Annotated in this window: 12 protein-coding genes; 5 read left to right on the top strand and 7 right to left on the bottom strand. The window is 37.9% G+C overall.

What is annotated here, in order from left to right:
- Window positions 1-48: 48 nt before the first annotated feature.
- The 3 genes from cls to CWD91_RS15895 all read right to left on the bottom strand — a co-directional run bounded on the left by cls (window position 49) and on the right by CWD91_RS15895 (window position 3,257).
- On the bottom strand, window positions 49-1,512 hold the full coding sequence (cls, locus tag CWD91_RS15905; RefSeq protein WP_103441954.1) for a cardiolipin synthase: 1,464 nt from the start codon (window positions 1,510-1,512) through the stop codon (window positions 49-51).
- Window positions 1,513-2,469, bottom strand: coding sequence for a lytic transglycosylase domain-containing protein (locus CWD91_RS15900; protein WP_103441953.1), 957 nt, complete (start codon window positions 2,467-2,469; stop codon window positions 1,513-1,515).
- Between the two features lie 125 nt (window positions 2,470-2,594).
- On the bottom strand, window positions 2,595-3,257 hold the full coding sequence (locus CWD91_RS15895; RefSeq protein ID WP_103441993.1) for an alpha/beta fold hydrolase: 663 nt from the start codon (window positions 3,255-3,257) through the stop codon (window positions 2,595-2,597).
- A gap of 163 nt (window positions 3,258-3,420) precedes the next feature.
- Here CWD91_RS15895 and CWD91_RS15890 point away from each other — a divergent pair, with 163 nt between their 5' ends.
- Complete coding sequence (locus CWD91_RS15890; RefSeq protein ID WP_103441952.1) at window positions 3,421-3,714, top strand: GNAT family N-acetyltransferase; 294 nt, start codon at window positions 3,421-3,423, stop codon at window positions 3,712-3,714.
- A 78-nt stretch (window positions 3,715-3,792) separates the two neighbouring features.
- On the opposite strand, the gene mtaB is transcribed toward CWD91_RS15890, so the two are convergent.
- The 3 genes from mtaB to CWD91_RS15875 all read right to left on the bottom strand — a co-directional run bounded on the left by mtaB (window position 3,793) and on the right by CWD91_RS15875 (window position 6,745).
- Window positions 3,793-5,121, bottom strand: a complete 1,329-nt coding sequence (mtaB, locus tag CWD91_RS15885) for a tRNA (N(6)-L-threonylcarbamoyladenosine(37)-C(2))-methylthiotransferase MtaB (protein WP_103441951.1) — start codon at window positions 5,119-5,121, stop codon at window positions 3,793-3,795.
- Between the two features lie 129 nt (window positions 5,122-5,250).
- Window positions 5,251-6,426 (bottom strand): GlmU family protein, encoded by a 1,176-nt coding sequence (locus tag CWD91_RS15880; RefSeq protein WP_103441950.1) that lies wholly within the window; start codon window positions 6,424-6,426, stop codon window positions 5,251-5,253.
- 67 nt (window positions 6,427-6,493) lie between these two features.
- A complete protein-coding gene (locus tag CWD91_RS15875; RefSeq protein WP_103441949.1) occupies window positions 6,494-6,745 on the bottom strand; it encodes a type B 50S ribosomal protein L31 in 252 nt (83 codons plus the stop codon).
- A 168-nt stretch (window positions 6,746-6,913) separates the two neighbouring features.
- Between CWD91_RS15875 and CWD91_RS15870 the strand changes: the two genes are divergently transcribed.
- The 4 genes from CWD91_RS15870 to CWD91_RS15855 are packed head-to-tail and all read left to right on the top strand — an operon-like array spanning window position 6,914 to window position 12,005.
- Complete coding sequence (locus tag CWD91_RS15870; protein WP_103441948.1) at window positions 6,914-7,438, top strand: DUF4199 domain-containing protein; 525 nt, start codon at window positions 6,914-6,916, stop codon at window positions 7,436-7,438.
- Between the two features lie 35 nt (window positions 7,439-7,473).
- Window positions 7,474-8,430: a glycosyltransferase family 2 protein gene (locus tag CWD91_RS15865; RefSeq protein ID WP_103441947.1), complete on the top strand. Its 957-nt coding sequence runs from the start codon at window positions 7,474-7,476 to the stop codon at window positions 8,428-8,430.
- Between the two features lie 45 nt (window positions 8,431-8,475).
- Entirely contained in the window at window positions 8,476-10,185 is a 1,710-nt protein-coding gene (locus CWD91_RS15860) for a phospho-sugar mutase (RefSeq protein ID WP_103441946.1), read from the top strand.
- Entirely contained in the window at window positions 10,185-12,005 is a 1,821-nt protein-coding gene (locus CWD91_RS15855; RefSeq protein ID WP_103441945.1) for an ABC transporter ATP-binding protein, read from the top strand. The genes CWD91_RS15860 and CWD91_RS15855 overlap by 1 nt, the downstream gene beginning before the upstream one ends.
- A 77-nt stretch (window positions 12,006-12,082) precedes the next feature.
- On the opposite strand, the gene CWD91_RS15850 is transcribed toward CWD91_RS15855, so the two are convergent.
- Window positions 12,083-13,132: a DUF6340 family protein gene (locus CWD91_RS15850; protein WP_157943817.1), complete on the bottom strand. Its 1,050-nt coding sequence runs from the start codon at window positions 13,130-13,132 to the stop codon at window positions 12,083-12,085.
- Between the last annotated feature and the right edge of the window lie 184 nt (window positions 13,133-13,316).

The following is a 13,316-nucleotide window of genomic DNA, read 5'->3' as shown; positions in this document are numbered from 1 at the left end:
TATAACAATCTAGAAGTTCAGAACTTCGCCATTGGGAATACGTATAATTTATAATAGAGGGGCCAATAGCCTACTAAAGGATTCCTTTAACCTTCTGTTTATATTTCTGTCTTTCCATCGCTCCATGGTGACTACATTGCAGTCCTGAAGGTCAATGGTGAATTGCTTTCGCATTTGTTGGTTAATATCCTTGTTATACACTAGGGCATTTATCTCAAAATTCATGGAAAAACTTCTATAGTCCATATTAGCTGTCCCAATACTCGTAAACATATCATCAATCACGAGGGTCTTGGCATGTACAAAACCTTTTCTGTATCTATTGATTACAATCCCGGAATTTAGACATTCTTCAATATAGGAATCGGTTGCATATTGGGCTGGCCATGAATCCGATTCATAGGGCAAAATAATATTCACCTCCACCCCACTTCTTGCGGCCGTTGTCAAAGCCGTCATTATAGCACTATTTGGCATAAAGTAAGGTGTTGTGATCAATATGCTTTTTCTTGCTGAATTAATGGCGCAGAACATGACTTCCATAATATTTGCCCAATCACTATCCGGACCACTCGCAGCAATTTGTACCGCCACTGGCTTTTGCGAAACGGCCTTTTGTTTGGGAAGTAGGATTGCTTCAATTTCCATATTTTCCTTGGCCACAAAATTCCAGCTTAAAAGAAAAGCTGACTGCAGGGCACCCACTGCTCCACCGGAAATGCGCATATGGGTATCTCTCCAATATCTGTCATTATCAAAAGAATTGTCGTATTTCTGGTCCAGATTTATTCCACCCACATAACCAATATCACCATCGATTACGACAATCTTCCTGTGATCTCTATAATTTAATTTACTGGTGGAATTTGAGAATAAAACGGGCATAAAAGCAAAATGCTTCACCCCGCTGGCCGTAAGTTTCTTCTTATTGGCATTTGATATGTCACTACCTACATCATCATAGATTAATCGGACCAATAGTCCTTCTTCTGCTTTTTTGCAAAGTATATCTATAATTTCAGAACCCAGTCCATTGTCAAAAAGTACAAAATACTCCAAGTGAATATGGTGCTTGGCATGCTTCAGGTCCTCTCGGAGCGCTTTAAACTTCGCTTCACCATTTATAAGGATGTCAACCTCGTTATTAAACGTAAGAACGGCATTTTCGTTGTTACGCATTAATCGATAGATCTTATAAATGCCTTCCCCGAAAACTTCCCTTAAATCCTCCCTTTCTTCCGTGTTCAGGCCAAATTTATTTCGCCATTGACTTAATCGGTTGTTATCCCGGACGTACTTCTTCTGAAAAATCTTGTCCTTTCTATAGTCCTGACCAAAAAAATAATAGACCAACAGGCCTATAAAGGGTAATGTTGCCAAAACAAAAATGTAGGACAGGGTCTTAACCGGATTTCTATTTTTTAGAACGATTATGACCGAAAGACTTATGGCCAATAAATAATTAATTCCTAAAAGCAATGACCAAAGATTCTCTTTTAGGAAAGAAATCATTTATTTGGAAATCTTATAGTAACCTTTATTTGGGATTTCAATAGTATATTTCTTCTTGGAAGAATTATTTAAATGTGGCTCCCTTAACCATGGGTTATGCCTCTTTAAAATCTTGTAGTTTATCTCATATAAATTAGCGAAGTCGGCGAAATTACTCACAGGTTCATTAATTTCTACGTTAAAAGTAGGAACAGCCGTATACATATCCTCTTTTTCAATATGAAATCCGTATTTCTCAGGATTGGAAAGTATCTCCTTGATCGCCAAAATTCTAAATACATAGCGACCTGTTTCTTCACCTAAAAGAAGGTCGTAATAGCCGTCCGCTTTTTGTATGCCCATATACTTTTGGATTCCACCAGCCCCAGCATTGTAGGCGGCTGCAGCTAAGGTCCAGCTACCAAATTTTTCTTTTGATTTGTTTAAATACCTACAGGCTACTTCTGTAGATTTTTCAACATGATACCTTTCATCCACATTGCCGTTAATCTCCAAACCATACTCTTTGCCAGTGGCGCTCATTATTTGCCAAAAACCGGTTGCCCCTGCAGGCGAAACAACATTTTGAAGCCCACTTTCTGCCAAGGCTAAATATTTAAAATCGTCCGGTATACCATTTTTTGCTAGGATAGGTTCAATTATGGGGAAAAACTTATTGGCTCTCTTCATTAACAAAAGGGCATTGGACTGCCAATATGTATTTACCAAAAACTCGCGATCCACTCGTTCCATAATCTCTGGATCATCAAAAGGTACCGCTTCACCGGCGAAATTTAAATCTTCAGGAATCTCAATTGCCGTGATACGATAGCCCACATCCCCGCCATCATTTGTTTCAGGCTCGGAATTCTCCACTACCATGGCGGTTTCCTTATACTGATTTTGTACAGCAAATATTAAGGTGCTTCCCACGAAAAAAACTCCCAAAATCATTAAAATGTTCTTTATAATTTTCATATGTTTAATTTTTATATTTTTAAATATACTTATATGTCACTCTACCTTGGGCTTGGCCGTTCCGCCAATTTGGTATTCCATTCTTGGTACCCATTTCCAATTCAAAGATATTAAATAGAACTGCCTTATTGCAAAATAATTGTTGGTAAGTGCTCATTAAACCATTTTGATCGGTGAATTATCATCGTATGAGTCCCATTTTTAACCCTAATACAATCTTTGATATGACCTATAGGGAAGACTGGATCCTTTTCACCATGGATATGCACGATATTTTCTTGGTGCTGGGATTGTTTCCAATTCACGATGGAATCTATGGACCAATCTAGGTAATATTTATCACGGATAGACAAATATTGCTCATATAGGGCCAATCGCTTGGGTACCGTTTCGCCAAAGGCATATTTTGCCAATAATTCCATATTATTTACCAAGCCTGTAGGCAATAACTTATGAACTTTTGTGTATTTGGCAAAAATCATTCTTTTCGGTAGTTCCGATTTACTTTTAACACTCGAAATAATAATTACTTTTCCAACTTTAATGTGTTTTGCCATTTCCTGAACTAGAATTCCACCAAAGGACACCCCTATTAGGATAGCGTTATCATGTTTTATATAACTGCACATTTTTAAAGCGTAATCTTCCAAGGTTATATCCTTGTCCGGAATTACCCAGTCCAAACAATGCTTTTCAAAGATCTTGGATGGCAATTCTATATTATCAAAAATGGAAGGATTGGCCGCCATGCCAGGCATGAAATAAACGTGTATTTTATTTTGGACCATTTGGTTTTTCAGCATACTATATTAATAGGATAATTCCTTTTTTTTCTCTAACTTTGTTTTCTTGGCTTTTTTGTCCCCACTTTGTATTTACTTAATTTATAAGCCTAGATTGTAATTTGAGAACGTTATGATCCAAAATTAGTCATTATTAAAATCAAACTATATGAATGAAGTAGAAATTAAGGACAATGGTTTCTTGAGACAATTTGAAGCCAGGGTTGACGGCCACTTGGCTAAAATTGAGTATTCTTCTCAAGAGCGTAAAGTTTTTTTAACCAAACTTGTTATTCCTGAGGAAATAACTACGGAAGGTTTTAAAGAAGATTTCATTAAAAGTGTTTTGAGCCATATCCAAGAACAAAATTTAAGAGTCGTGCCTACTAGCCCTCAAATAGCAGGTTTCTTGAGGAAAAATCGACAATATAAAGAGATGCTTCCCGTTGGGATAAGAATATAAACTTCAATAAAAAACCTCTCAATTTTGAGAGGTTTTTTTATAGATTATAAAACACTGTACACATCGTTTATTGGTGAGCTAGATCGATGCCATACTACCCACTTCTACACATCTCACCATTCCGTCATCATCAATTTCTGTAAGATTCACTTCGTGCAAAGTATTTACCAAGCTTGGATCCCAAGGCACTTTTACCTTTACGTAATTTTCAGTAAAGCCATGTATATAACCTTCCTTGTTGTCGGCTTCGTACAATACAGTTCTTTTAGACCCAAGCTGTCCCTCGTAAAAAGCCCTTCTTTTTTTCACTGAAAGACCTCTCAGCATCTTACTTCTCTTATTTCTAACTTTTTTGGGAACCACCCCATTTAATTCCACCGCTTTGGTATTATCCCTTTCAGAATAGGTAAATACGTGTAAATAGGAAATATCCAGTTCATTTAAAAAATTATAGGTCTGCAAAAAATGTTCCTCCGTTTCTCCAGGGAATCCCACAATTACATCCACGCCTATGCAAGCGTGTGGCATAACCATTTTAATTCTTTTAACCCTATCAATATACAATTGGGTCAAATATCTTCTGCTCATTAATTTTAGAATGGCATCACTGCCGCTCTGAAGTGGAATATGAAAATGAGGCACAAAAGAATTGCTCTGTGCAACAAAATCAATGGTTTCATTTTTTAATAAATTTGGTTCTATGGATGAAATCCGTAATCTGTGTATTCCTTCCACTCCATCCAGTGCCTTAACCAAGTCTAAAAAAGTATGCTCATGTTTTTTATTGCCAAATTCGCCTTTCCCATAATCCCCAATATTAACTCCGGTAAGCACAATTTCCTTAATGCCCTTTGCCGAGATTTCCGCCGCGTTATTCAAGACATTCTGTAGGGTATCGCTTCTGGAAATTCCCCTGGCCAAAGGAATTGTACAATAGGTACATTTGTAATCACAACCATCCTGGACTTTTAAAAAGGCCCTGGTGCGATCCCCAATGGCATAACTTCCTACATAAAAGTCGGCCTCTTCTATTTCACATGAATGTACTTGTCCAAAATCGTTTTTGGAAAGATCGTTCACATAATCTGCAATCTTGAATTTTTCGGTTGCTCCCAAAACAAGATCTACGCCATCTACTGCCGCCAGTTCTTCGGGTTTAAGTTGTGCATAACATCCTATGGCAGCAACAAAGGCATTTGGGTTGCTTTTTTGGGCTTGTTTCACGATCGACTTAAATCGTTTATCGGCATTTTCAGTAACGGAACAAGTGTTGATAACATACATATCCGCATTTTCAGAAAAATCCACACGTTCAAAGCCTTCCTCCACCAAATCCCTAGCTATGGTTGAAGTTTCTGAAAAATTGAGCTTACAACCCAATGTATAGAAAGCGACCTTTTTTTTCATTATTATCTTTCTTTCCCTGAATATAATTCAGTTTCTATTACACTTAATCCAAAATGACTGCAAATATACCAAATAATTAGGCATCCATTTAGTCGATACAAATGGTTTGGAACATTTACAAGGATATGGTTATTCTTTACGCCACCGCTTGGTTTCCTCAAAAACGTGGTTAAGGATCTTGGCGTCCATTTCATTGAATTCCACTCCCCTGCGTGCCATCATAACCTTGGCGGCCTCAAAAGCCTTGTTAGGCTGATAAGTAGTAAATCCAGAGGCCCCACCCCAGCTAAAACTGGGAATAAAATTCCTTGGAAAACCAGGTACGTAAATATTGCAGTTTACACCTATCACCGTTCCTGTATTGAACATGGTATTTATGGCCGTTTTACTATGGTCTCCCATCATTAGGCCACAGAATTGAAGTCCTGTCTGCTCAAATTTCTCAGTTTCATAATTCCACAATCGCACTTTTGCATAATTGTTCTTTAAATTGGAATTATTGGAATCTGCACCTATGTTGCACCATTCCCCAAGTACAGAATTTCCAAGGTAGCCTTCATGGCCTTTACTGGAATATCCGAAAATTACGGCATTACTAATTTCACCACATACTTTACTGTATGGACCAACTGTGGTTGGTCCATAAATTCTGGCACCCATTTTTACGACCGCCTTTTCACACAGTGCGAAACCTCCCCTAATTAGGTTACCTTCCCAAACCTCAGAATTCTTACCTAGATATATAGGCCCTTCGGAAGCGTTTAGTATACTGAACTCTACACTGGCCCCTTCTTCCAAAAAAATATTTTTGGGGTTTACCAAACTATTGGTCTTGGAAATGGGAGCACTTTTCCGGCCTTCGGTAAGTAGATCAAAATCTGCTTGAAGGGCTTCACCATTTTTTGAAAAAATATCCCAAGTATTTTCAATCCGAAAAACGGGCCCATCAAATTCAATGTGGGTATACCTTGTAAAATCCACAGCTTCCTGAGTCTCTTCCGAATAAAAGGCTATAACCTCCTCTCCATAAAATACAGCTTCATTAGTTCTTAAATTTGATACCAGATCAACCAATATGGCATTGGGCAAAAAGGAGGCATTAATAAGAATGTTCTCTTCCATTTCTACCATAGGAAATCTTTCGGAAAGATAATCCTCGGTAATAGTGGTGATGGTATTGCCAAGGTATTTTTCCCATTTCTCCCTTATGGTCAAAATTCCGATCCTAATATCTGCAACGGGTCTGGTGAAAGTGAAAGGCAAGAGGGCCTTTCTTACCGTACCGTCAAAAAGAATATAATTCATACAACTAAATTAAAACAAAAAAAGTCACGCAACTGCGTGACTTAATAACTCTTTTGTAAAGAAAATATTATTTTTTAAACTTGTCGTATTTGCTCTTAAATTTATCGATACGACCTGCTGTATCCAAAAATTTGGCCTTACCGGTATAAAATGGATGTGAAGTTCTTGAAATCTCCAATTTTACCAATGGGTATTCAACTCCATCAACATCTAAAGTTTCTTTGGTATCGGCTGTGGATTTAGTAAGGAAAACCTCTTCATTGGACATGTCCTTAAAGGCTACCAATCTATAATTCCCTGGATGTATATCTTTTTTCATTGTAATAACGTTTGTTCCTGCTTAATTTCGAGGTGCAAATTTAAATATTTTTCTGAAAAGAACAACTTAAATTCCTAAAAAAGGAAAAATAAAAATTACTTAACTTTAAATGTAACAAATTTAACATCTTCGCAACTAATCAGAAAAAATCTAAAAACTTTAATCAACATGGAAGAAACCAAACCAAAAACAGGAAAGTATGCTTTAACCTACGGCCTATTATTGGGTGCCATAGGCATTGTATTTGCTCTAATGCTATACTCTTTGGATATGCATTACCAAGGCGGGATGATGGTGTTGAGCGTTAGCCTTATTATAACTATTGTAATGATGGTTATTGGAATGCTCCAATTTAGAAAGGATAATAACGGCTTAATGTCCTTTGGACAAGCCTTAAAGATTGGGGTCGGTATTGGCCTTATCGGAGGTATTATAGGTATTCTGTTCAATCAGATTATGGCCGGAGTTATTGACCCTGAAATGATGAACAAGGCCATGGAGTACCAAAAGGGGACGCTTTTGGAAACCACCAAAATGACCCCTGATCAAATAGACGCCCAAATGGAAATGGGTAAAAAATTCACTACACCCTCCATGCAGATTGTATTCGGACTGGTTTATAGTGTCGTGGCAAGTTTTTTATTATCCCTTATTCCAGCATTAATTTTAAAAAAGCAAGAAACTATTCAGTAATTTGTACTTTTGAAAAGATTTTCCATTAGTACCGAATGAATATATCCATAATAATTCCCTTACTCAACGAAGAAGAATCGTTAACAGAACTGCATGATTGGATTGTACGCGTAATGCAATCCAATCATTTTTTATATGAAATACTTTTTATCGATGATGGAAGTACAGATACTTCTTGGGACATTATAACCAAATTGGGCAAGTCCAATCCCAATGTTAAGGGAATCCGCTTCCTAAAGAATTTTGGTAAATCCCAAGCCTTACATGCCGGTTTTAAAGCCGCTCAAGGTGATGTGGTCATAACTATGGATGCCGATCTACAGGATAATCCGGAGGAAATTCCGGGATTGTTTAATCTCATTGACAAGGAAGGATTTGATCTTATTTCCGGTTGGAAAAAAAAGAGATATGACTCCATCATTTCCAAAAATCTCCCCTCCAAATTATTTAATTGGGCTGCCCGTAAGACATCCGGTGTACGCTTGCACGATTTTAATTGTGGCCTAAAAGCGTATAAAAAGGAGGTTATAAAGACCATTGAAGTATCTGGAGAAATGCACCGTTATATTCCTGTATTGGCCAAAAGTGCGGGTTTCAACAAAATAGATGAAAAGGTTGTACAACATCAGGCAAGGAAATATGGAAAGACCAAATTTGGGATGGATCGTTTTATAAATGGCTTTCTGGATTTAATTACTATATGGTTTGTTTCCAAGTTTGGAAAAAGGCCCATGCATCTTTTTGGTGCTTTGGGGGTATTAATGTTTACAATTGGTTTTGGATTTGCACTTTATTTGGGAATTGATAAAGTTTTTATCAATCCCTTTGGAAGGCTCATAACGGAGCGACCTCAATTCTATATAGCACTGATAGCCATGGTAATAGGAACACAACTTTTCCTAGCCGGCTTTTTGGGGGAAATCATGGTACGGTCCAGAAAGAATGAAACCCGCTATAATATCACAGAAGAGATAAATCTTACCGAAAAATAAACGAATATTCTTTGTATTTTTAAGAACATATAACACCAAAAGACTATGGAAGCCATACTAAAAAATGCCAAAAGCTGGTTGACCGATTTTTTCGACGACAAGACCAAAAACGAGATTCAAAAATTAATTGACAACAATACCGAAGAGTTAAAAGACCGCTTTTACAAGAACCTTGAATTTGGAACTGGTGGAATGCGTGGAATTATGGGGGCCGGTACCAATAGAATCAATAAATATACTTTGGGAAAAAGTACCCAAGGGCTAAGCAACTACCTAAATCAGGTATATACCAATGAACAGGTTAAGGTAGTCATCGCCTATGACTGTAGGCATAACAGCGACACCCTGGCCAGAACCGTTGCAGAAGTATTTGCTGCCAATGGTATAAAGGTGTACCTTTTTTCGGAATTGAGAACCACTCCCGAATTGTCTTTTGCGGTAAAATACCTTAACTGCCATGCCGGTATTGTTTTAACGGCTTCACATAATCCACCTGAATACAATGGCTACAAAGTATATTGGACAGATGGCGGACAAATAGTGCCACCTGAGGACGAAGCCATTGTCAGCGAAATAAATAGCCTTGCCTTTGAAGATATCAAATTCAATGCAAATGAAAGCTTGATAGAATTAATAGACAAGGAGGTAGACGAAGCCTTTATTGGGGCATCCGTTAAAAATGGAAACTTCAATGCCAAGGGCAAGGACAATTTTAAAATTGTGTTTACCTCATTGCATGGCACATCCATAACCGTAATTCCTGAAGTACTGAAAAGGGCCGGGTACAAGAATGTTACCGTCATTGAGGAACAAGCCAAACCCGATGGTAATTTTCCAACTGTGGTTTCCCCTAACCCAGAAGAGCCTGAAGCCTTATCCATGGCTATTAAAAAAGCCGAGGAAATTGGCGCGGATATGGTTATTGGGACCGATCCGGATAGTGACCGACTGGGAGTGGCCGTTCGTAATTTGAAGGGAGAAATGGAAATCCTGAACGGTAACCAATCCATGATCATGATGACCAAGTTCTTATTGGACCAAAGAAAGAAAAAGGGTATATCAGGGAAGGAGTTTATTGCCTCTACCATTGTTTCAACTCCTATGATGGACTCATTGGCCAAAGCCTATGGGGTGGAATGTAAAACTGCCTTGACAGGTTTTAAATGGATTGCCAAAATGATAAAGGATTTCCCGAACCAGCCCTTTATTGGGGGAGGGGAAGAAAGTTTTGGTTTTATGGTAGGTGATTTTGTACGTGATAAGGATGCAGTTACCTCTACCCTACTGGCTTGCGAAATTGGTGCCAATGCCAAGGCAAATGGCAGTTCGTTCTACAAGGATTTAATAGAATGCTATGTAAACTACGGATTCTTTAAGGAAAAATTAATTTCCTTGACCAAAAAGGGGATGTCCGGTGCCGAGGAAATTAAACAAATGATGGTCGATTTCAAGGATAATCCTGTTGAAACCATTGATGGTTCCAAAGTGGTTATTGTAGAAGATTACAATACGGCAACCTCTAAAAATATAATTACGGGTAAAGTTACCCCTATAGATATACCAAAATCCAACGTTTTGATTTACATAACACAGGATGGTACCAAAATGGCTGCCCGACCTAGTGGTACAGAGCCCAAAATCAAATTTTACTTTAGCATCAATACCCAATTGAAGAATGCAGCCGATTATAAAAAAGTGGATGCAGAACTAGATGCCAAAATTGAAAGAATCCTTAAAGAGCTGAACATAGGTTAATGGAGTATTTTAAGAAAATTCTTCGCTTTGCGAAACCATACCGTAAATACGGATTTTTAAACATTTTTTTTAATATTCTATACGCACTTTTCAGTGCCCTTTCCTTTGCCGCTTTAATTCCCATGTTGGATGTGCTTTTTAAGCCGGAAAAAAAGATTTTGGTAGAACCGGCCTATGAAGGCATTGGCGAACTAAAGGATTATCTACAGGATTATATTAATTATCGTGTCAACGCTTATTCAGGCGATGATGAAATGAAGGGGCTTGTCTTAGTCATTGGCCTGGTATTGATTCTTTTTCTTTTAAAGAATTTCTTTAATTATCTGGCCATGTATTTCATTACCTTTTTAAGAAATGGGGTATTAAAGGACATTAGAAATAAAATGTACGCCAAAATAGTGGATTTGCCTATTTCCTATTATTCTGAAAAGCGAAAGGGCGATGTTATTGCCCGTATAACTTCTGATGTTTTGGAAATTCAACATTCTTTCCTTTCTATTTTGGAACTTATTGTCAGAGAGCCACTTACAATTCTGTTTACTATTGTGATTATGTTCGGGATAAGTACCAAGCTTACCCTCTTCGTTTTTATTTTTATTCCTATAGCGGGCATGATTATCTCTAGAATTGGAAAATCCTTGAAAAAGAAATCCGATAGAGTCCAAAGGGAACAAGGGGAGTTTTTATCCATTGTGGAAGAAACTCTGGGTGGATTACGGGTCATAAAGGCCTTTAATTCCGAATCTAGATTTTATAAAACATTTTCCAATTCCACCAATAGGTTTTTTCACTTCTCCAATAAGTTGTTGATTAGACAAAATCTTGCTTCCCCTACAGGAGAATTTTTAGGAATATTGGTCATTGGGGTATTACTTTGGTTCGGAGGAAAAATGGTCCTGATAGATAAGACCTTGGATGCATCCTCATTCATTGCCTATATGGGGCTGGCCTACAATATTCTTACCCCGGCCAAAGCTATAAGTAAGGCTTCCTTTGGAGTTAAAAAAGGTAATTCCGCAGCGGAACGGGTGCTGGAAATTTTGGAAACGGATAACCCTATTGTAGAAAAGAAGGATGCCGTTTCTAAATCCACTTTCGATCAAGGTATAGAAATTAAAAACGTTTCCTTCAAGTATGAGGATGAGTACGTCCTGAAAAATTTCAACCTAAAAGTCCCCAAGGGTAAGACCGTGGCACTTGTAGGCCAATCTGGTAGCGGCAAAAGTACTATAGCCAATTTAATGACCCGTTTTTATGATGTAAATGAAGGGGATATTGCAATAGATGGTACAGATATAAGGGATTTTAGCAAAAAATCGCTTCGCAGCCTAATGGGGCTGGTTACGCAAGATTCCATTCTTTTCAATGATACGGTGAAAAACAATATAGGATTGGGCAAGGATAATGCTACTGAGGAAGAAATAATTGCAGCGGCCAAAATAGCCAATGCCCATGATTTTATTTCGGAACTGCCACAAGGATATAACACCAACATAGGTGATAGTGGCAATAAATTGAGTGGGGGTCAAAAACAGCGATTGTCCATTGCCAGGGCCGTTCTTAAAAATCCACCTATAATGATTTTGGACGAGGCCACCTCCGCTTTGGATACCGAGAGTGAAAGATTGGTACAGGATGCCTTGGAGAAAATGATGCAGAACAGGACTTCCATTGTAATAGCCCATAGGCTTTCCACCATACAAAATGCCGACACAATAGTGGTTTTACAGAAGGGAGAGATTGTTGAACAGGGATCTCATGCACAACTCTTGGCAAAAGATGGGGTTTATAATAAGTTGGTTACCATGCAGTCTTTCTAAGCGTGGTTAACACCACTTTACAACCATTGGACTTTGATTTAGGGGTATTGATTGGACAGTCAATTTAAGAGAATATGTTATCGGGATACCTGCTGTTCCAGAATTTGGTTTTGGGTCAACCTAAACTTAAGTACTTCCATATATTTAAGGGCTTCCCTATTATCATAATCCGTATGTGATTTTGTTGCCCATTCCATGGCCGATTTCAAGTCGCCATTGATCTCGTTTAAAACCGCCATGTTATAACATGCCTTTCCTGCAATTCGAGGATTGGAATTCTCTACATCCTTTTTCCACAATTCTGACGCTCCCAGTAGATTTCCATTTTCTATAAGTTGGCCAGCTTGGTCCAGGTTATCGGTACCACGTGTAAAATACGATCTCTCTACATTGTTTTCAAAAGGTAATAATCGTTGGCCATAATTGCTGCCCGTGGTCTTGCTCTGTTCAACCAAGGTGTCCTTCCGCCCTTCTATGGCCCTATAAGCTTCAATAGGGCTTGTACCTTTGCCCTTGGAAACCACCTGACCATTAAAAACAAATTCATCAATAATTTCGTTCTTATTAGGATAATAAATTTTCCAGCCATTTTCTATAAGTGTTGCCAAAGTAATCTCTTGGGCCGGTACCTTTACCTTTACTCTCATTAGGTTAGGTTGCATCATCGATGTTTTTTTTACGGAAACAGTGGTCTCCGCATCAAAATAGGACATGGAAAATATGGCATCCACATTGTAGGACTGGCAAATTTTTTCTATGGATTCCCAAGAAATGGAATCATTTCCAGGGTCAAAATTCAGAAGTCCTTCCGGTACGGAATCGAGCATTTTAATAGACTGGAATCGGTTATCCTTCAACAGTTCATTGAATAAACCTGTAAGAGCTGCATCCCTACCCTGCTCTGAAAGCCACTGTTCTTCGGCGGACACCATTCTATTAAGACCTGTTTCATCTTGATCTACATCTGGCAGTATACTTCTATTAGTGATACCTATTTTCTTTATTTTTTTTGAAATATGCACAGGAGAGGGCTCCATCGTCTGAAGAATAATTTGTTTAGTTGGGCTACAACTTATAATTATAATTAGTAGGCCTGATGCAAAAAGCCTTATAAAAAACTTGCTCATGCTATTTAAATGAAATTCAATTGATAAAAGGATTAGGCGTATTAACATAACCTTGCTAAAACTCATTTTATAGGCAAAATATTGTCCATTAGTCCCAAAATCATTGAATTTGGAGGCTTTTTCAAACCTTTTTTGCGCAAAGACCCTTCTTTTTACAAAAGGGATCCATATTATTTTAAATTGG

This window comes from Arenibacter hampyeongensis (assembly GCF_002909255.1).
Classification (GTDB): Bacteria; Bacteroidota; Bacteroidia; order Flavobacteriales; family Flavobacteriaceae; genus Arenibacter; species Arenibacter hampyeongensis.
Note: the sequence above shows the minus strand (reverse complement) of the source record. Positions and strands in the feature narration are given on the sequence as shown.

Excerpts from the sequence above, each read along its gene's own strand:
- cls (WP_103441954.1), bottom strand. The coding sequence starts at position 1,512 with ATGATTTCTTTCCTAAAAGAGAATCTTTGGTCATTGCTTTTAGGAATT.
- CWD91_RS15900 (WP_103441953.1), bottom strand. The coding sequence starts at position 2,469 with ATGAAAATTATAAAGAACATTTTAATGATTTTGGGAGTTTTTTTCGTG.
- CWD91_RS15895 (WP_103441993.1), bottom strand. The coding sequence starts at position 3,257 with ATGGTCCAAAATAAAATACACGTTTATTTCATGCCTGGCATGGCGGCC.
- CWD91_RS15890 (WP_103441952.1), top strand. The coding sequence starts at position 3,421 with ATGAATGAAGTAGAAATTAAGGACAATGGTTTCTTGAGACAATTTGAA.
- mtaB (WP_103441951.1), bottom strand. The coding sequence starts at position 5,121 with ATGAAAAAAAAGGTCGCTTTCTATACATTGGGTTGTAAGCTCAATTTT.
- CWD91_RS15880 (WP_103441950.1), bottom strand. The coding sequence starts at position 6,426 with ATGAATTATATTCTTTTTGACGGTACGGTAAGAAAGGCCCTCTTGCCT.
- CWD91_RS15875 (WP_103441949.1), bottom strand. The coding sequence starts at position 6,745 with ATGAAAAAAGATATACATCCAGGGAATTATAGATTGGTAGCCTTTAAG.
- CWD91_RS15870 (WP_103441948.1), top strand. The coding sequence starts at position 6,914 with ATGGAAGAAACCAAACCAAAAACAGGAAAGTATGCTTTAACCTACGGC.
- CWD91_RS15865 (WP_103441947.1), top strand. The coding sequence starts at position 7,474 with ATGAATATATCCATAATAATTCCCTTACTCAACGAAGAAGAATCGTTA.
- CWD91_RS15860 (WP_103441946.1), top strand. The coding sequence starts at position 8,476 with ATGGAAGCCATACTAAAAAATGCCAAAAGCTGGTTGACCGATTTTTTC.
- CWD91_RS15855 (WP_103441945.1), top strand. The coding sequence starts at position 10,185 with ATGGAGTATTTTAAGAAAATTCTTCGCTTTGCGAAACCATACCGTAAA.
- CWD91_RS15850 (WP_157943817.1), bottom strand. The coding sequence starts at position 13,132 with ATGAGCAAGTTTTTTATAAGGCTTTTTGCATCAGGCCTACTAATTATA.